The 16,742-nt window shown below is 55.7% G+C and carries 20 protein-coding genes, 1 tRNA gene and 1 pseudogene; 8 read left to right on the plus strand and 14 right to left on the minus strand.

The window, feature by feature from the left end:
• Window positions 1-359 (minus strand): annotated as a pseudogene (locus tag QZN75_RS04565) (integrase); the annotation flags it as partial.
• 123 nt (window positions 360-482) lie between these two features.
• Window positions 483-567: transfer RNA gene (locus QZN75_RS04570), tRNA-Leu, on the minus strand.
• A gap of 384 nt (window positions 568-951) precedes the next feature.
• On the opposite strand from QZN75_RS04570, the gene QZN75_RS04575 reads away from it, so the two are divergent.
• Window positions 952-1,452 (plus strand): regulator of amino acid metabolism, contains ACT domain protein, encoded by a 501-nt coding sequence (locus QZN75_RS04575; RefSeq protein ID WP_292425363.1) that lies wholly within the window; start codon window positions 952-954, stop codon window positions 1,450-1,452.
• A gap of 266 nt (window positions 1,453-1,718) precedes the next feature.
• On the opposite strand, the gene QZN75_RS04580 is transcribed toward QZN75_RS04575, so the two are convergent.
• From QZN75_RS04580 to QZN75_RS04600, 5 genes are read right to left on the minus strand one after another with little or no spacing between them, the layout of a single operon-like run.
• A complete protein-coding gene (locus QZN75_RS04580; RefSeq protein ID WP_292425365.1) occupies window positions 1,719-2,216 on the minus strand; it encodes an HD domain-containing protein in 498 nt (165 codons plus the stop codon).
• A complete protein-coding gene (locus QZN75_RS04585) occupies window positions 2,209-2,730 on the minus strand; it encodes a transcription factor (protein WP_292425368.1) in 522 nt (173 codons plus the stop codon). The genes QZN75_RS04580 and QZN75_RS04585 overlap by 8 nt, the downstream gene beginning before the upstream one ends.
• Window positions 2,730-3,803, minus strand: a complete 1,074-nt coding sequence (locus QZN75_RS04590) for an ATP-grasp domain-containing protein (protein ID WP_292425371.1) — start codon at window positions 3,801-3,803, stop codon at window positions 2,730-2,732. The genes QZN75_RS04585 and QZN75_RS04590 overlap by 1 nt, the downstream gene beginning before the upstream one ends.
• Window positions 3,800-4,330, minus strand: coding sequence for a tRNA (cytidine(56)-2'-O)-methyltransferase (locus tag QZN75_RS04595; RefSeq protein ID WP_292425374.1), 531 nt, complete (start codon window positions 4,328-4,330; stop codon window positions 3,800-3,802). The genes QZN75_RS04590 and QZN75_RS04595 overlap by 4 nt, the downstream gene beginning before the upstream one ends.
• A gap of 2 nt (window positions 4,331-4,332) precedes the next feature.
• The gene (locus tag QZN75_RS04600) at window positions 4,333-4,605 is read right to left on the minus strand and encodes a winged helix-turn-helix transcriptional regulator (RefSeq protein WP_292425377.1); all 273 of its coding nucleotides are present in this window, start codon (window positions 4,603-4,605) and stop codon (window positions 4,333-4,335) included.
• 104 nt (window positions 4,606-4,709) lie between these two features.
• Between QZN75_RS04600 and QZN75_RS04605 the strand changes: the two genes are divergently transcribed.
• Complete coding sequence (locus QZN75_RS04605) at window positions 4,710-5,120, plus strand: hypothetical protein (protein WP_292425379.1); 411 nt, start codon at window positions 4,710-4,712, stop codon at window positions 5,118-5,120.
• Here the strand turns inward: QZN75_RS04605 and QZN75_RS04610 are convergent.
• Genes QZN75_RS04610 through QZN75_RS04620 form a run of 3 tightly spaced genes read right to left on the minus strand, consistent with a single transcriptional unit; the run spans window position 5,115 to window position 7,716 of the window.
• Complete coding sequence (locus tag QZN75_RS04610) at window positions 5,115-5,828, minus strand: UPF0280 family protein (protein WP_292425414.1); 714 nt, start codon at window positions 5,826-5,828, stop codon at window positions 5,115-5,117. The genes QZN75_RS04605 and QZN75_RS04610 overlap by 6 nt on opposite strands.
• The gene (locus QZN75_RS04615; RefSeq protein ID WP_292425382.1) at window positions 5,825-6,211 is read right to left on the minus strand and encodes a 4Fe-4S binding protein; all 387 of its coding nucleotides are present in this window, start codon (window positions 6,209-6,211) and stop codon (window positions 5,825-5,827) included. The genes QZN75_RS04610 and QZN75_RS04615 overlap by 4 nt, the downstream gene beginning before the upstream one ends.
• A complete protein-coding gene (locus QZN75_RS04620; protein ID WP_292425384.1) occupies window positions 6,208-7,716 on the minus strand; it encodes a homocysteine biosynthesis protein in 1,509 nt (502 codons plus the stop codon). Before QZN75_RS04620 ends, QZN75_RS04615 begins: the two co-directional genes overlap by 4 nt.
• Before the next feature lie 92 nt (window positions 7,717-7,808).
• Here QZN75_RS04620 and QZN75_RS04625 point away from each other — a divergent pair, with 92 nt between their 5' ends.
• The 4 genes from QZN75_RS04625 (at window position 7,809) to QZN75_RS04640 (ending at window position 12,245) form a co-directional block, all read left to right on the plus strand.
• Window positions 7,809-8,516, plus strand: a complete 708-nt coding sequence (locus tag QZN75_RS04625; protein WP_292425386.1) for a Nif3-like dinuclear metal center hexameric protein — start codon at window positions 7,809-7,811, stop codon at window positions 8,514-8,516.
• The gene (locus tag QZN75_RS04630; protein WP_292425389.1) at window positions 8,513-8,830 is read left to right on the plus strand and encodes an SWIM zinc finger family protein; all 318 of its coding nucleotides are present in this window, start codon (window positions 8,513-8,515) and stop codon (window positions 8,828-8,830) included. The genes QZN75_RS04625 and QZN75_RS04630 overlap by 4 nt, the downstream gene beginning before the upstream one ends.
• A gap of 62 nt (window positions 8,831-8,892) precedes the next feature.
• Window positions 8,893-11,637, plus strand: a complete 2,745-nt coding sequence (gene alaS / locus QZN75_RS04635; protein ID WP_292425392.1) for an alanine--tRNA ligase — start codon at window positions 8,893-8,895, stop codon at window positions 11,635-11,637.
• Between the two features lie 2 nt (window positions 11,638-11,639).
• On the plus strand, window positions 11,640-12,245 hold the full coding sequence (locus QZN75_RS04640) for a transcriptional regulator (RefSeq protein WP_292425394.1): 606 nt from the start codon (window positions 11,640-11,642) through the stop codon (window positions 12,243-12,245).
• A 107-nt stretch (window positions 12,246-12,352) separates the two neighbouring features.
• On the opposite strand, the gene QZN75_RS04645 is transcribed toward QZN75_RS04640, so the two are convergent.
• The 3 genes from QZN75_RS04645 to QZN75_RS04655 all read right to left on the minus strand — a co-directional run bounded on the left by QZN75_RS04645 (window position 12,353) and on the right by QZN75_RS04655 (window position 15,271).
• Window positions 12,353-13,189 (minus strand): hypothetical protein, encoded by an 837-nt coding sequence (locus QZN75_RS04645; RefSeq protein ID WP_292425397.1) that lies wholly within the window; start codon window positions 13,187-13,189, stop codon window positions 12,353-12,355.
• Between the two features lie 89 nt (window positions 13,190-13,278).
• Window positions 13,279-13,887, minus strand: a complete 609-nt coding sequence (gene hisH / locus QZN75_RS04650; RefSeq protein WP_292425400.1) for an imidazole glycerol phosphate synthase subunit HisH — start codon at window positions 13,885-13,887, stop codon at window positions 13,279-13,281.
• Entirely contained in the window at window positions 13,862-15,271 is a 1,410-nt protein-coding gene (locus tag QZN75_RS04655; RefSeq protein WP_292425402.1) for a phosphoadenosine phosphosulfate reductase family protein, read from the minus strand. Before QZN75_RS04655 ends, hisH begins: the two co-directional genes overlap by 26 nt.
• A gap of 201 nt (window positions 15,272-15,472) precedes the next feature.
• Between QZN75_RS04655 and QZN75_RS04660 the strand changes: the two genes are divergently transcribed.
• Together QZN75_RS04660 and QZN75_RS04665 are read left to right on the plus strand one after the other, a co-directional pair.
• Entirely contained in the window at window positions 15,473-15,733 is a 261-nt protein-coding gene (locus QZN75_RS04660; RefSeq protein WP_292425405.1) for a hypothetical protein, read from the plus strand.
• Window positions 15,730-16,077, plus strand: coding sequence for a hypothetical protein (locus QZN75_RS04665; protein ID WP_292425408.1), 348 nt, complete (start codon window positions 15,730-15,732; stop codon window positions 16,075-16,077). Before QZN75_RS04660 ends, QZN75_RS04665 begins: the two co-directional genes overlap by 4 nt.
• Before the next feature lie 159 nt (window positions 16,078-16,236).
• Here QZN75_RS04665 and QZN75_RS04670 read toward each other — a convergent pair whose 3' ends face one another.
• Entirely contained in the window at window positions 16,237-16,587 is a 351-nt protein-coding gene (locus QZN75_RS04670; RefSeq protein ID WP_292425411.1) for a hypothetical protein, read from the minus strand.
• Window positions 16,588-16,742: the final 155 nt, after the last annotated feature.

Consider the following 16,742-nt stretch of genomic DNA (forward strand, 5'->3'; position numbering starts at 1 on the left):
CGGAGTTTGTGGATTTTGCTTTCGGTGAGGGGGGAATATTTGTTGTCGATCATCCAGAGGTAAAACTGTTTGAGGATGGCGATGAAATCGCTGATGGTGTTCTGTTTGAATGGCGTTTCACGGCGGCTCTTTGCACTTCTCAACTCAGGGATTGCAGCGTAGAGATCTCCAATGGGATTGTCTGCAAACGGACCGATGAACCTGCGCCAGGTGATGAGCGTGAAGGTGAGTTTGTTTGCCCGACCGGCGCTGATGTTCTTGCAGGACCGGAGTTCTGCAATGAATTCCCGGATCTGGGCGGCATCAATCGTCGTGATGGTGAAATTCTGAAGGGCGGTCTTGATGGCGTTTTCTGCCAAATCGGTCCTGATGTTGTGAAAAGAGCTTTCAGTAATTAACTGAGCGACTGGGTAAGTCATATACGAATGTCTGATTGAAGCGGTTTAAAAATAGAACTGAACGATTCGCACTTCGCGTCCAGATGCGAGGGATGGGATTCGAACCCAAGAACTCCTACGAGATTAGGCCCTCAACCTAACGCCTTTGACCTGGCTTGGCTACCCTCGCCCATTGTTTCTTTTTTGAGGGATCTTATTTTTGTACGATGCAGCGAATAAACCTTGTCCAAGACCCTCAACCTAGCGCCTTTGACCTGGCTTGGCTACCCTCGCCCTGTTAAGAATATGCACTTGCGACACCGGAAAGCCCGGCTTACCTCGCTTCTGTGCCATAACAAAAAGGTTGTCTATCTAAAAGAATGTTATGGCATATTTTGGGCAGGCCACGTCAGAACATTTGGCCTTTTGACAGATCTGACCGGTACCCGGCCGCCCACCCGGTCCGGGATGGACCGGTGAGCCTGACTTGAACATTCCAGACTCTTTTTTATATACGCTGATGACATTCGGCAAGCATACATGTATATTTCCATACGTTTTACCCGGTGCTTGTATGTGGTCTGATATCATCCACGAATTTGCCGACTCGCCATCCCAGGGCCGCGTAGTGCGGTTCCTTCTCGATAACGGTTTTGGGGTCAATGAAGAAGGAAAGATTTGCTGTAACGGCATCGATATCCCGGCAACTGCCGTTGCAAAAGCGATCGGGTCGGATCGCCGCGTCGTGGATGCTACCGCCCGGCGCATCCTTGAACGTCCGTTCCTGCGTGATATCTTCCTCAATATGCGGGCAACCCCCGACTTAAGCCGGGTGGCTGAGTCGCTCGGGCTTTCGGTCATCACCGTTATGCCAAAAGACGCAAGCGAACATGGGATTGTTGGTGCAGCAGTCCGTGTGCTCTGTGACCATTCACTTTCAATACAGCAGATCTTTGTCACCGACCCCCAGTTCGCCGAGGACCCAAAACTCGTCATCATTGTGGATGACCCGCTTCCCGCCGGCGTGGTAGAGGAGATTCGCGCCCTCCCGCAGGTGCGGCAGGTCATCATATAATTAGAAAAAACTGATATGAACTGATCGGATTTTCACCGGAACAATGGAACTCGATAAAACAAGGGTACGAGGGTTCCCCGCCATGAAGGCCCCTCCGGGGCACGGCGGGGCAAGGAAGTTTTTTTGTTGTATTTTACAGTCTTTGATCCGCCGCTGGGGCGTTCCTTCGGGGGCGGCGGCGTTCATCGTTTCAGGCAAGGATGGTACCTATCCGCTCATTATATTGGAATGATTCGATTTTCATGAGAATAATTTTGACCCGCGCCTTACTGTGTGAGCAGCTCAACGTCCTGTGCGAGCCGGCGCATCCGTTCCCGGATCTCTTCTGGCAGGTGGCTGGCAGAAGCGATGCTTTCATCGATCGTTACCCGCTTCGTACCCGCGATCAGGTTATCCGCATGGGTGACGATCTTCTCCTCGATCGTCCGGGGCATGCAGTCCCGGGGGGCAAGCCAGAGAAGTGTGCATTCATCCGCGGTCAGGCCGGCCCCGGTGTGGCATTCGACGATCCGCGCAACACTTTCGGGGAATCCTTTTTCGCGCAGGAGATCCGCTCCCCGCTGCGCATGGTCGATCCCGTGCGTGCTCCCCCGACCGATATCGTGAAGCAGCGCTCCTGTTACGACAAGTTCCGGGTCGGCAAGATCGCACCTTCGTGCGTACTCCTCCGCACAGGCACAGACTGCCCTGCAATGGGCGATTACCTTCGGGCTGCACCCGGCGTCCTTGAGTAACGCGATACAGCGGTCCCGGTTTTCAGGCATGACCCAATGCTTTTTTCATGCTCTCAATGCGCTCCCGAAGCGCTTTTACGAGAATTTGATTATCAAAATGGCCAAGCGGCTGCTCGCAGTTCGGGCACTTGAAGTCGCCACCCATGGCCTGCGTAAAAGTAAATATATCGTGGCAGTCGTTGCAGATGTAGAAATCGTTTTCCTCCTCGAACTGCGCACGGTGTTCGAGTTTGTCCAGCACCACTTCCATATCATCGCGGATGGCATCGTAAATGTGATCGATCCGCAGCTGCCAGAGATACGTGAGCCAGCCGGTCTCGTTGTTCTTGATCCTGTGATACTCAGCGAGCCTTTTCTCATACAGCGTGTAGAGCGTGTGGCGCACGGAGTTTAGGTTAATCCCGGTACTTGCGGCCAAATCTTCGTCGCTATGCTCGCCCTCTTTGGGAAATTTTTCCAAAAGGTTGAGCCCTTCGTCGCCAATCAGCCGGTGTATGTAAGCCCGCATTGCCGGCTCATTGAGCACTTCTTCCACAGGATCCATCAGGGAATATATTGTCGGACAGTGCTAATATTTTTATCCAGCTCAGAAAGAGCTGCATCGCGTGTTGAACCGGTCCCGGACACGCTCACGATTGCCTGGTCTTCTTCAAAAAATGTCCCCGGCCAGGGTATGTCAGATACCAGGGGTGCGAGATCTTTGAGGTCTGCGTTCAGTGTCATGTCCCGGTCTGCAAAGAGGATGCGCCGCGCTGCATATTCCTGAACCTGCGGCGCTTCCGGCAGCGTTCCCGCGCAGGCGCTGACATGGAACTGGAACAGGTTGCACCCGTATGCTATCTCAACCGTGTCAGCCGTTCCCTGGAACCGGGGGTTCACTTCGATTACCCACGGTGTATCGTAACCGACCACGAAGTCGATGCCAAGAGTTCCCGTACAGCCGCTCGATGCGGCGATCTTCTCGGCAAGGGCGATCATCTCGCCGCACATCGGGTGGTCAAAGGGGGTGACCGAGCCGGAGAACCCGAACGTGGATTCGCCGTTTCCCCGGAGCAGTTGTTCGTTTACGGCAATCGCCCGGGCCCTATCGCCATTTGCTACGCAGCAGACACTTGCGGGGATGCCGTCAACGAGCTGCTGGCGGATATAGGGAATGTCCGGGTACAGGGATGCCCAGTGTTTTTCTTCAGCAGCATTGTGAAGTACCGCGTTGCGCCACCCCCCAGCACCCCGGCACGGTTTTGCCATCACCGGGTATTCGCAGTCAGCAGCAATGCGGGGAACCGGGACCTTAAGACCCTCAAAAAAGTGCTGCATATCCAGTTTGTCAAGGAACCGGCCCACCTTGTCCCGGGGAGTACCGCACACCGGGACCGGGAACGTCAGGTCTTCGGCACCGGATGTTGCAATCACGAGATCAAAGGAATAGTTGCGGCACATCCGGTCTACGGTCTCGGGAAGATCGGATAGATCTTCAAAGCGCATCCGGTCCCTGGTGTACCAGAAAAGGTCCTGGTCGCAGAAATGATCGACCGCACAGACTTCATAACCTGCCCGTGCAGCCGACTGCGCCACGTGGCGCGTGGAAAACCCGGCAACGAGGACCCGGCCTCTCACAACTCCTCCGTGTATTTTCCGGCCTTTGATGGGACGATCCGGATCTTTGCGTCAGGGAACTGGCGGGAGAATTCCGTTCCCTCATAGAGGTGATCGAGAAACAGCGCGAGGCTTGAGATCTCCGAATGGGGCTGGCCCGTCACGGCGACATTGTAGTCTGCAAGGCCATACATCTCGCCTGGCACCTTCTCCGCCCCGACCACCACGAGGATTTTTTCCAGGGGCCGGATCTCGCCGATAATATCGGGCAGGTTGATCCCGTACATTGTGAGATGGACAACTTTTCCCCCGTGCTCCTTCCAGTCGCGAATGCAGGCACGCCACTTGACGTTATCCTCGCAGAAAAATTTCCCACCCCAGCGATCTGCTACGTCAAGGACGCTCTCAACCACACCTTTATCGCTTGCGGCAAGATACATCCCAGAAGCCCCGAGAGCCCGTCCGGTCAGCGCGACATGGGTAGTTACCCGCTGGTCGCGCTCGGGCCGGTGGCCGATCCGGAGTATGGCTACTTCCTTTCCCGTCATAGTTAGTTCTTCCTTGCTTTTATCACGCCATTTTCGATAACGTACGGAAGTTCATTATCGTATTTTGCCTGGCATTTCACGAGAGACTCCCCAACGGAGAGCACCCGGTTTTTACCGCCGGTCCGGTCAATAAGGAGATAGTGGTCGAGCCGGTCCAGCGACGCGGCAACGGCTGCTGCATCCAGTCCGCTCTCATCTGCCAGTTCTCCCGCAGTAATTTCACTTTTCTGCGTGATGAGATGATAGATCAGCCAGTCGGCATCCTCTTCTTTCACCTGTAATCATTCCCGCCCGGCCTGATTATAGTTTTTTGCCGGCGGGTTCTCTTTGCCCGGCCTCTACGGCATTCTTTTTGTTCTTTCCCGCCAACTCTGATCCCATGGATACAGAAGATCCCGCGCCGTCATTTCCCGAACTGGTCAGGATCGCGGACTGCCTGCTTGACGAGAGCGGCGAGGACGAGGATGCGCTCATGCGCCGGCTGGAAACCCTGCCCGAACCGGTGAGACGCGAACTCCTGGTCTCGGATCTCCTGAATGCGTGGCAGGTGTTCTACTATTTCTTCCGCACGGTACCGGACGAACTGGTGCAGGAGCGCCTCGAACTTGAACCTGCATCGTCGCTTGTCGATGGGGTGGCGATCGATGAGATTGAATTGCTGACCAGAGTGTTCCGGGTCAAAAACAGCAGGCCCGAGATCATCGTGACCGACGGGAAAGAACCGCTGAAAACATTTACTGGCACAAGTGCGGTTGCTGACAGCCAGTTCTATATCGAATCGACGCTATAACCGGTCGCCGGCGCTTATCAGTTGTTCGTCTACCCGGGCCGGGACGACGGGCGGTACGTTGCCCCATTTAATTACCGTTTTTCCCATGATCGCAAAGACTCCCTGAACCTTGCCGGGATCAATCTGTTCAAGGACGCTCTGATCATCCGGGCGTATCTGGTTGCAGACCGCTGTTGCCCACGCGTCGGCGAGCAGGGGATCGGGTGCGAAGATCGTGACCGCGTCTGCGATCCCAAACGAGATCGAAGGGCCGACCGTTGCGGACGATGTGCAGATGCCGAATGGTTCTTTTTGTGGCGGGATGACAAAGGCAATTTTGTCTGAGAGCGGGGCAGTCCCGGCATGCACGCCCACCCGCACATCACGGTCACTCACTAGCGCGATGTCCCCGCCGTTATCGATAACCCCAAACCGGGCACCTGCACCGATCATGGCATCAATCCCGGCTGCGGCAATGGCACCTGCCACGGTCGCCATGGGTCCGACACCGGCGTTTGCAGCAGCGGCGGCCATATGCCGGATCAGGGGCTCGTCAATATCCGGCTCGTATGGTGAAAATGTTGTCGCAAAAAAAGAGTCCCGGGCGATATAACCCTCAAGCACCTGCCGGGCTGCAATCATACCCTCCTTTGCCGCAGCCGCGTGTGCAGGCGTCTCCGCGAGGATCGCGGCAAAGGTCTCGCGGAACCGGAACGGCTCGCGGATCATAGTGGTAATGTCAGCGCGTGGTGCGGGCATGCATCCACACATTGGCCGCAGAGCACGCACCGGTCTTCCGCGATCGCAAGTTTCCACTCATTGTCGAATGAGAAAACCTCGCGGGGGCAGATGGAGAGACAGGCGCCGCAGTCCACACACTCGCTTGTGTTGAGGTTGATCCCGTGTTCGAGCAGTCTCACGGTTGCCCCGAGCCGGGTCATGGTTGTCCGGACAAGCTGGCACTGGTCGTCGGGCACTTCAATGAGCGCCTCGCCTTCTGATGAGTCGATCATTGCCCGTTCGACATTGATGAGGACGCCGGTATCTTTTACCACCTGGGCGATGATCGGGGCGTTTCCCTTTCCCCGGGAAAAGTTCACGAGCAGTTTCATTTCAGCCACCTCCCGCCAAAGAGTTTCCCGAGATTAATGGCGGTGAGCATGCCTATCACGTGGCGTTCCTTGTCAACAACCGGCAGCGCACTGATGTTATTCTGTTCAAGTTTCCGCACGGCGATATCAACCGCCTCGTCAGTCATGGTGGTCACCACCTTCTTTTTCATGATGTCACGTACGATGCATGCTTTGCCGGGATTTGCCACTGCCTTGGAGACATCAAACGTTGTCACGATGCCCACAAGCCTGCCGTCGCTCCCGATAACCGGCAGGTGATTGGTCTCCCCTTTGAGGAGTTTCTGTGCTGCCGTACGGATCTCCTCGGATTCCCCGATACTCACGATCTGCCGGTCCATGATGTCCATCACACGCGGGCCTTTTTTGCTCTCGTGCATCGGGTGCACCGTCTTTTGCCCGTCGATGGGCCGCGTGGGTAGTGCCAGCTGCATAGCGCCCTTCTCAATCCAGGATTTAAGTTCCCCGGCAACCATGCGTGCCCTGCGATAACTCGACAGTGACGAGGTCCGCACCTGTTCGCTGTTGATCTCCACCGTGCCGGATCGCAACTCCGCATAGGTCACGCTCCGGATCTTGGGCCGGTTGCGGCTCGGCACTCCATAATCGATTATGTCGACCGAAATATCCCCGTCACGGACAGCCGTTGCCCGGACCACGTCTAAGTCAAGCACCGGCAGCGGCACCCCGATCCCAACGTAGAGCGTGACTCCGTAACCGGTCATGGTCGCGGCGCGGAGGTAATCGGGTGACATCTCTTTTAAGTTCCCCGTGACCATCAGCGTCCCGAATCCGCCTGCGGGTGAACTCTGGGTACCCTCCCCGATTACCATGCCCTGCGCCCCGCACAAAAAGATCGGGACGCCGCTTCCGATCAGCCGGAGTTTCGGGTCATTTGAGATCGGGTTTAATATGCCCGCTCCCGAGTAGGTGATATTTCCGGAGTTGGGGAGGAGCGTTCCCATGTAGGTGTGCAGGAGCCGGTCGGTAGTGTTCGTCGCCGCATTGTACCGCTGGTACGCGTTCCGCGGGTTGCACATGATTGCCTGGTTGAGGTTTTCAAGGAGCAGTTCGGTCGTGATTGTTCTGCGCGGGTAACAGTCGGTGCCCCGGGAGGTTGCCCGCAGTTCTACCGATTTTCCAGAAACAAGATCCTCCAGCACATGCGCGCCGCCGTACTGCTCTTCGAGCGTATCCGACTGCTGGGTTGCCCCGATATAGGTATCGACCGCGGCAAGTCCCCCGTAGGCCTCGACGTCGTTGAGCCAGATCCTCTCCATCCGGATTGGCGGTTCCGAATGCCCGAAATTCAAAAACGCGCCTGATGAACACATCGCACCGAACGTCCCGGTGGTAACAACATCGACTTCCTTAAGCGCGCCCTGCTCACCCAACTCGTCAACGATGCCAGGCATCTCCTCTGCGGTGACAACACGGGCACTGCCGTCACGGATGCGCTCGTTGATCTGCTCGATGGACTTGTGCATGGCTGGAAATATCGTTTTATGAATATTAAAACTCACTGTTATTACCCAAAGTAATAAACGGTATATATCCCCGGCCAGCGATACTCCTGTATATGCACATACGTGCCTTTGCAGAAGAGATGGAAGCACTTGCCCCCCCGGCCCTGGCCGAAGAGTTTGATGCCGGCAGGATCGGACTTGTCGTGGAAGGACGGCCCGAAATTGACAAAGTCTGCTGCGCGCTGGATGCAACACCGGCGGTGGTCCGGCAGGCAGTTGCATCCGGCGCTGATATGCTCGTCGTCCACCACACGCCGATATGGACGCCGCTTACCACCCTTACCGGACGCACCGCCACCCTGATGAGGGAGATCCTCTCCGGGGGTCTGAACGTGTACGTGATGCATACGAACTTCGATCACGCGGCCGGGGGCGTCAACGATGCCCTCTCTGAACTCCTCGGGCTCTCGGACTGCGAGCCGATGTCCCTTGGCGTGATAGGCACCTGTATGCTCCCTCTCACCGGCATTTCACAGCGGCTGGGCGGGAACCTGCGGGTCTGGGGAAACCTTACTTCATGCCGGCGGCTTGCGGTCGTTGCCGGCAGCGGTTTTGATCCGGAATTTTTAAGAGAAGCCCACCGGCTCGGGGCCGATGCGTTCCTCTCAGCCGAGATGAAACATTCGGTGGCCCGGGCAGCGCCGCTCCCCTGCATCGAATCGACCCACTATGCGCTCGAAACGCCGGCCATGAAGCGCCTTGCAGTGCAGCGTGGCTGGCAGTATATCGACGATCCGCCGCTCCTATCCGTATGTCCATGAGCGATCTCTGGCAGCAGGTAGGCGAAAAAAAAGCGCTTGACGATGCGCTCCGCGCCGGTATTGTCGCGGAGTACGGCTTAAGGGGCGCAAAGGCACTTGATGCCATCGACCTCCACCTGGTAAAAAAATATCTCGATTTTTTTGTTGTCATCGGGTCGACCGGCGAACACGTGGTATCCGAAGACGTCTGCACCTGCCGGGATTTCGCATTCCGGCAAAAACCCTGCTGGCACCTCATTGCCGTCCGGATTGCGGAGGCAACCGGTACGTTTGAGACGATCGATGCATGGTACCAGGAAAACTGGAAAAAATAAGTGCAGCCAAAGACAATAACTATCCTGGTACACTTAATTATACAGGCAGTACGTGGTTTTTCATGTTCGAAGAAGAATATCAGCTCGAATATTTCAAGAATCAGGGTTTTACCCGGAAGATCTGTAAATCCTGCGGTTCTGCTTTCTGGACGCGCGACAGTTCCCGCGATAACTGCGGCGACGCGGCCTGTGAACCCTATACCTTCATCGGCAACCCCGTGTTCACCCCCCATACGATCGATGAGATGCGGGAGGCTTTTCTCTCCTTTTTTGAAAAGAACGGCCACACACGCATCGGGCGCTACCCGGTGGCCGCACGCTGGCGGGATGATATCTACCTGACCATCGCATCCATCGCTGACTTCCAGCCGTTTGTGACCAGTGGAATTGTCCCGCCGCCCGCAAACCCGCTTACGATCTCGCAGCCATGCATCCGGTTAAATGACCTTGATTCGGTCGGGAGATCCGGGAGGCACCTGACCACGTTCGAGATGCTCGCCCACCACGCGTTCAACACACCCGAAGAGGAGATCTACTGGAAAGACCGCACTGTCGAGCTCTGCGACCAGTTCCTCGCTTCCATCGGTGGCGACCTCAACAAGGTTACCTACAAGGAACATCCGTGGATCGGCGGAGGGAACGCGGGACCGAGCGTCGAGGTCATGATCGGCGGCCTCGAGGTCGCAACGCTCGTTTTCATGAGCCTTGGCCGGCAGAAGACAAACCACCCCGGCTACGATCTCAATGGCGAGATGTACTACCCGATAAATCTCCGGATTGTCGATACCGGGTACGGTCTGGAACGGCTGGTCTGGGCATCGAAAGGCTCGCCGACCATCTACGATGCCGTGTTCCCTGAGATGGTCAGCCGGGTCATGAGTTCGGCCGGGATCTCGCACCTTCTCGAAAATAAGGACTATACAAAAATTCTGGCCTTAAATGCGAAGTTTGCCGGTCTCATGGATATCTCCGGCCCCAACCTCTTTAACCTGCGAAAGAAAGTGGCGGCAGCCATCGACATCTCGCCCGAGAAACTCGACAAGATGATAACGCCGGTCGAGAAGGTGTACGCAATTTGCGATCATACCCGGTGCCTCGCGTACATGCTTGGAGACTGCATCGTGCCCTCAAACGTCCGCGAGGGGTACCTTGCCCGGCTTGTCATCCGCCGGACATTGCGGATGATGAACGATTTTAAGATGCAGGATTCCCTTGCCGATCTCATCGAAGAACAGATGAAGATCATCGGCATGAAAAAATTCGAGCAGGATATCTCGATCGTCCGCGAAATTGTCGACCGCGAAGTGGAAAAGTACGCAACGACGCTCGACCGCGGGACCCGGATCGTCCAGAAGGTCGCAAAGACCTACAGGGCAAAGAGTGAGCGTGTGCCACTCTCCGAGATCATCACCCTGTACGATTCCCACGGCATCCCGCCCGAGATGATCAAGGATATCGCCACAAAGGAAGGCGCAGTCATCGACCTCCCGGATAATTTCTATTCCCAGATCGCTGACATGCATTCCGAGTCAAAGAAAGAGGCAGTCGTTGAAAAAACCGCAGCGTATACCGAACGGGTACAGGGCCTCCCGCCGACAAAGAAACTCTATTACGAACAGCCCGAGGACATCGAGTTTGAAAGCGTCGTCATTGACTTTTTCGAAGGATATGCAGTCCTCGATCAGACGCTCTTTTACCCGGATGGCGGCGGCCAGCCGGCAGATACCGGCAGTCTTGTTGGTTCTGAGAGTATGGCACGCGTTGATGACGTGGTCAAAGTCGGGGATGTCATCCTCCACCATATCAGCGGCGGTGTCCTCCAGCGCGGCGAGCGGGTCAAGGGCATGGTCGATGAGGAACGGCGCTTCTCGCTGATGCGCCACCATACCGCCACCCATATCATCCTCCATGCCTCAAAAGAGGTGCTTGGTGCCCACATCCACCAGTCAGGTGCGCAGAAAGGGGCAGAAAGCTCGCGTATTGATATCCGGCACTTCAAGCATATTACCCCGGAGGAACTGCGCAAGATTGAAATTGCTGCAAACCGGATGGTCATGGCCAACCAGCCGGTCGAGATCTCGGTCGAGAACCGCACGAAAGCCGAGCAGCAGTACGGTTTCTCCCTGTATCAGGGGGGTGTCCCGCAGGGAAAAGAGATCCGCATTGTAAAAGTTGCGGGTGATATCGAGGCCTGCGCGGGGACACACTGCCGGAGCACCGGGGAGGTCGGCATGATCAAGATTATCCGGGTCGAGCACATCCAGGACGGGATCGAACGGATCGAGTTTGCAGCCGGTACTGCGGCAGTTTATTACCTGCAGCACCTTGAACAGATCGCCACTTCCTCTGCGGATATCCTTTCCGTGCAGCTTGAGAACCTCCCGCCTACGGTAACAAGATTCTTCTCTGAATGGAAAGACCAGAAAAAAGAGATCGAACGCATGAGCCAGAGACTGGTGGATCTTGAGATAAAGACGATCCGGTCCGAGACGATCGGCGGGATTCCGGTTGTTGTTAAACGCATCGATCTCGCGCCGCGTGAACTCTCGACGATTGCTTTGGCAATCTCTGAAAAGGGCGGGGTCGCCCTCCTTGCCTCCATGGGTGAAACCGCACGGGTCGTCCTTGCATCGGGCGACAAACGGGTGAACGCCGGGGAGATTATCGGCCAGGTGTGCAGTCTCCTTGGCGGCAAGGGTGGCGGAAAACCCACCATGGCACAGGGCGGCGGGCCGGATGCCGAAAAACTTGATTTTGCCCTGAACGTGGGGCGCGAGCGCATTATTGCGGCGCTGCAAAAGAGTTAAAAATGACCGGGAATGTCGTCGTGCTGGAACCGGGCGATGAACGGGCGCAGAAGATTGCAAAAGCCATGGCAAGCCAGACCGCAAACGACATTCTCACTCTCCTTGCCACCGGCACAAAAAGCCTGACCGATATCACCGAACAACTGAAAATTCCCCTCACCACGGCAAAATACCATGCCGAAAACCTGCTCGATGCCGGTCTCATTACCGTTTCTGCAACCCGGTACAGCATCAAAGGGCGCGAGGTCAAGATGTACTCACTCACCGATCAGCTCCTGATCGTCGCGCCAAAACAGACCAATGTCAGGGCCCTTCTTCTCAAGTACAGTTCCCTCTTTGGGATTGTCATTGCCGGCACGCTTGCGATATTTGCACTTGCACCCCTTCTCGCTTTTCAGACTACGGCCGGGACAGTGCCTGTGATGGCAAACCGGGAAGCACCAGGATCCGGGCTGTATGCGGCAAAAGCCATGGCAGACTCGGGAATGGTGCAGGTAGTATCTCCCGACTTTGCGCTTGCCTTCTTCTGCGGCGGGGCATTTGTCGTCGTTGTCCTGCTCTGCTACGAGGCATATCTCTGGAAGAAAAGACGAAAAATCTGCACGTGAAAAACAGATCTTTTTTATTGCTTATCTGCAGTTACGGCAGCACGTTATTCGTACCGCAGAAATATCCGGAATTGTCTTAGTCGTCTAAAAAAAGAATCGGGTGATAATTATTTACGGTCTTTTTTGATCCTGACTGCGACCAGCATAGCGATCCCGAGCGCCCCGATCACGACCACAGCCGGCATCGACGATTTGGTGGGGGTGGGTATCGGTGTGAAGGTAGCAGTTTTTACCGTGGTGACCTTTTTTATTGTGGTGACCGTGGGTACTACCGTTGTTACAGTTGTCGGCGCAACGACATGGAACGTTATTGTAGCAATGGCACCATTGGCATCGGAGAAATAGACCTTATAATCGTCCGGCTGCGTCACAGATATGGTCTGCGAGAAAAAGCCGTCACCGCTTTGCAGATTATTCACAGTTCCAATGTACCGGGGGCCGTACACTCGCCCGGCTGACTCCCCGTCAACCTGGATCTGTATGCCGGCATTTCCCCCTTTCTTAAGGGAACCTGCAATCAGGAGCGCACCGGCCAGGTTCTGGGTAGTTGGGGATGTGATAGTAAGTTCGTTGGACCGGTCGGTGAGCGTTATAAGCAGGCTCGATACAGAATCCGAACGCATCGATGGTTCAACACCATTGAACTGGATTTCAACCTTGTACTGGCCACCTTTAAGACCTGTGGTATCGAAGAGCGCGTACTGGGTAGACTGGTCAGTCTGGATAGTCATGGCCTGGCGATCGATTTCCGTTGAGGTATACTGCGACTGGTAAAAGACAAGGTTAAAACTGGTTCCCGGCGGGAAATCGGAATCAACCGCACATTTCAGGGTCTGGCCGACCGGGATTGAAGTGGGAGAACAGTTCAGGTACATACCGTATGCGGATGCTGATCCCACGAGTATCAGGGAGGACAGAAGCAGGGCAAGAAGATACTTATTCATGTCTAAATGGTCGAATGGCAAAACTAAAAAGGTTCCCCCTTCATCTGCAAAGATTTCCGGTACAGGCCCGGCTGCATAGCAAGGATCCCTCAGACCAGATCAATAAAATTCCTGAGCAGTTTCAGGCCGATGGCCCCGCTCTTTTCCGGGTGGAACTGGACGCCGTACACGTTATCCCGGACAATGGATGAGGCAAAGGGGACGATATACTCGGTTGTGGTGAGCGTATATTCCGGCGTCGTGTCCGCATAGTACGAATGGACAAAATACACGTACTCTTCCGGTGCAAGTCCGGAAACGAGCGGGTTATTCCCTTTATCAAGCCGTATCGTGTTCCAGCCCATGTGGGGTACTTTTACTCCAGGGACATGAGGGAACCTGCGCACGCGGCCCGGGATAAGGCCGAGGCCCTGATGCATCCCGTGCTCCTCGCTTGAGTCCATGAGCATCTGCATGCCAAGACAGATACCAAGGAGCGGCACCTCTCTTGTTGCGGCGCAGACCGTTCCTTTGAGGGAGCCCAGCTGGTCCATACCCTCGTGGAAGGCGCCGACGCCCGGGAGGACGATCCCATCGGCCGCTGCGATCTCCTCCGCATTCCCGGTGATGGTGGCACTCGCTCCTGCGGCCTCGATCCCGCGCATAACGCTCCGCAGGTTCCCGAGACCGTAATCAATGATGGTGACGTTCTTTCCCATGTACGCCCTCCTTTAACCTCCACGCCCCGCTCGTGATCCAGTCGTCCGGCAGCCCCTGTGCCTGCTGCCATGCACAAAGCCGTTCAAGCCATCCGCTCCAGAGCCCGGCAAAGTCGGTCTCGATCATGTGGATCAATGCCATATCACTGGACGGGCACATGAAACATCCGATCCGGTCCAGCCTGTGCTCGTAGAGCCGGTTGTAGGGCGCCTCTTCCCGGAACAGGTACAGCCAGACATGAAGCGCGGTCCAGTCCTGGATTGGCGCGGCGGAAACCTGGACTTTTACCGTCGGGTTTCTCCAGACCCTGTCGCTCTCTGCCCGGGAGAGGGATTCGTACCGGCGCTGTCCGATAAAAGAGAGACACTCACCCCAGGTCGAGCGGATCGTCTCTGCGACCGGCAGGAGTTTGCAGACACTGCAGCACCAGCGGGCGTTAACCGCTGGCGGGCCCTCACGTGCCATTGTCTCAACAAATTTTGTTGATGTACTGGTGCGGATAACATCTGCGTTGTACTTCTGCTGTACCGCCTCCACGTTTGCGTACGTTTCGGGGAATTCGAGACCGGTATCGGCAAAGAGCAGCGGGACGTTCACGAGTGCTTTTCTGACGATAAGCATGGTTACGAGACTGTCTTTTCCTCCTGAGTAGGAGACCGTGGGCTGGAGGGGGTACGCGGCGGCGACGTCTTTTACGAACCGTACCGATTCAGATTCCACCTGGTCAAGCACCGCGGCATTTGCCCGGACCGCGTCCTGCCATGTAGCCGTTCCCGGCACGATCTGCGAAGGGACGTTCCTCCGGTTGCGGACGATCTGACCTTTCTGCATCGCTCTCGCTTCGTCTGCCCCCGCTTTTGCCCGGCCCACAGCGATACACTCCCCGCTTTTTGTGACAACAAAAACCTCGTCACCGGTACAGACAGCGTCATCAAGAGAGACAAGGCCCGGCCGGAGAACGCTCATCCCCTGGTCGCGGATGAACGGCGCAGCGCTGTCGTCCACCACAACGACACGTTTTGTGGGCTTGAAAAGAACATATGCCTCCGGCCGGGGGATTGGTTCCCACCGGCGCTCTTTTGGGATATACCGGATGGAGCCGGCGATTCCGCCGCCGATAACAATCTCTTCCATCCGGTCGTTGTCCGGTACCTTGTTGAGGAGAACAAGGTGCCCGTCGGGAACGAGCGGCGCCCCGAAGTGCTCTTCAAAGATACTGTTGATGAGCGCGATATCGGCCGGAAATGCCGGCCGTGCATCTCCCGGGGGGGTGAGCGGAACCTCGCGGGTGTTTGCACCGCAGGCACAGGTTTTTGCAAGGACCGGCGTATGGCACTGGTCGCACCAGCGCAGCAGGATCTTACCGAGGTAGGACGGGTGCATTCCCACATTTATTCGCGGTTGTCCGATAAAAGGGTAGGCGCTTCACGCTTCACACTTACGTTACAATCGTCATACTGCAGTTTGGACAAAATGCGATGTTGCCGGGAGTGTCGGGAGGTTTGATATGTGCCGGTTCTCCATTTTACTACTGTGATACGGGACAGAAGGAGACCCGGGGTTTTCGGAGTGTGATCGCGGGTGATGCTTGACATCTGGCTTTTTGCGGCGGTCTGCCTTTTTATTCTTGCTTTCTGCGCAGTACTGCGTGTTATTCCCGGTCCGACCCTGCATGACCGGCTGATTGCAGTAAACGTAGCGGCCACCCTTGCCTGTGCGGGGGCACTTGCCCTCACGGTGTCTGTGGGGGACCTGATCATCTTGACACTCGCGGGGCTGATTGCATGTATCGTGTTTGTGATCACCATATGGACTGCCCAGGTACCCCGGAGTGAGACACCATGATCGAGTGGGCGGTTGATGTGCTCCTCTACATCCTGCTCCTTGCTGCCATCTGTTTTGGATGGATCAGCGTGATCGGGCTGCTCCTCTTTCCGGATATCCGGAGCAGGGCTTTTACCGGCATGAGGGCCGGCATTATTGCCATCATGCTTGTCACCGCCGCCGGGATCTGCTACGGCCTGTTTCTCTGGAGTACAACCGGCGGGATGCAATACCTGATGTTTGTTCTTGCCGCGATCCTGTTATTTGTCCTTGTCGTTATCCTGAACCGGATCGCAGCAGATGCAATCTGCAGTAACGTCGTACCGGTACCGCAACCATCCAAAGAACAGAAAGAAGACCTGTAATTTTTTGTAATTTCCGATTTTTTGTATTTTGTGAGCGGGAGACTACGGGGGCTACCCTCATGATCCCATCTATGAAAACCGTATTCCCTGTACCCCTATACGGAAACGTACGAAGTAAGCATGGGAAATGGTGCTCAAAAAAAATATCCAGGTCCGTTATCAGTATGACTCTTCCGGCAGGGTCGCAGTATCCTCTTCCGGCTCCAGAAAGCAGAGCACTGCCGCTATTCCAAGGATAACGACAGCAGGCATAAACCAGTACAGCAGGTTGAGAGTACCGGCAAGCGGTACTGACAGCGTGATCCAGACCGCGGAGGAGAGCAGCATCCAGCCGGCAAACCGGGTCTCTCTGCCTGCTATTGCCGCACCCATCAGACCGAGACTGGAAAAAAGAGCTGCCTGGACACCGGAGAGAGTCATGTCGGAGGACACTGAAGAAAAGATCACATATATCGCGGTTACAATGCCCAAGAATCCCCCGATTACCCCAACGATAAACTGCCGCTTCATCAGTACACGATGGGATAACACTCGCTCATAAAGATTGCTTTTTTATCTGATTTTTTAAAATATCTGAGAGCAAATGAGAGCGCGGAACGTAGATTTTAAAAAAAAATACCTGGTGCGGGCCTGATTTACCCGGTATCCACCTGCCGTACCCGACA

This window comes from Methanoregula sp. (genome assembly GCF_003170075.1).
GTDB lineage: Archaea > Halobacteriota > Methanomicrobia > Methanomicrobiales > Methanospirillaceae > Methanoregula.

Excerpts from the sequence above, each read along its gene's own strand:
- QZN75_RS04580 (WP_292425365.1), bottom strand. The coding sequence starts at position 2,216 with ATGCCTGAAAACCGGGACCGCTGTATCGCGTTACTCAAGGACGCCGGG.
- QZN75_RS04620 (WP_292425384.1), bottom strand. The coding sequence starts at position 7,716 with ATGCACAAGTCCATCGAGCAGATCAACGAGCGCATCCGTGACGGCAGT.
- hisH (WP_292425400.1), bottom strand. The coding sequence starts at position 13,887 with ATGGGAAAGAACGTCACCATCATTGATTACGGTCTCGGGAACCTGCGG.
- QZN75_RS04615 (WP_292425382.1), bottom strand. The coding sequence starts at position 6,211 with ATGAAACTGCTCGTGAACTTTTCCCGGGGAAAGGGAAACGCCCCGATC.
- QZN75_RS04610 (WP_292425414.1), bottom strand. The coding sequence starts at position 5,828 with ATGATCCGCGAGCCGTTCCGGTTCCGCGAGACCTTTGCCGCGATCCTC.
- QZN75_RS04670 (WP_292425411.1), bottom strand. The coding sequence starts at position 16,587 with ATGAAGCGGCAGTTTATCGTTGGGGTAATCGGGGGATTCTTGGGCATT.
- QZN75_RS04640 (WP_292425394.1), top strand. The coding sequence starts at position 11,640 with ATGACCGGGAATGTCGTCGTGCTGGAACCGGGCGATGAACGGGCGCAG.
- QZN75_RS04625 (WP_292425386.1), top strand. The coding sequence starts at position 7,809 with ATGCACATACGTGCCTTTGCAGAAGAGATGGAAGCACTTGCCCCCCCG.
- QZN75_RS04645 (WP_292425397.1), bottom strand. The coding sequence starts at position 13,189 with ATGAATAAGTATCTTCTTGCCCTGCTTCTGTCCTCCCTGATACTCGTG.
- alaS (WP_292425392.1), top strand. The coding sequence starts at position 8,893 with ATGTTCGAAGAAGAATATCAGCTCGAATATTTCAAGAATCAGGGTTTT.
- QZN75_RS04665 (WP_292425408.1), top strand. The coding sequence starts at position 15,730 with ATGATCGAGTGGGCGGTTGATGTGCTCCTCTACATCCTGCTCCTTGCT.
- QZN75_RS04585 (WP_292425368.1), bottom strand. The coding sequence starts at position 2,730 with ATGGATCCTGTGGAAGAAGTGCTCAATGAGCCGGCAATGCGGGCTTAC.
- QZN75_RS04655 (WP_292425402.1), bottom strand. The coding sequence starts at position 15,271 with ATGCACCCGTCCTACCTCGGTAAGATCCTGCTGCGCTGGTGCGACCAG.
- QZN75_RS04605 (WP_292425379.1), top strand. The coding sequence starts at position 4,710 with ATGGATACAGAAGATCCCGCGCCGTCATTTCCCGAACTGGTCAGGATC.
- QZN75_RS04660 (WP_292425405.1), top strand. The coding sequence starts at position 15,473 with ATGCTTGACATCTGGCTTTTTGCGGCGGTCTGCCTTTTTATTCTTGCT.
- QZN75_RS04575 (WP_292425363.1), top strand. The coding sequence starts at position 952 with ATGTGGTCTGATATCATCCACGAATTTGCCGACTCGCCATCCCAGGGC.
- QZN75_RS04630 (WP_292425389.1), top strand. The coding sequence starts at position 8,513 with ATGAGCGATCTCTGGCAGCAGGTAGGCGAAAAAAAAGCGCTTGACGAT.
- QZN75_RS04595 (WP_292425374.1), bottom strand. The coding sequence starts at position 4,330 with ATGACGGGAAAGGAAGTAGCCATACTCCGGATCGGCCACCGGCCCGAG.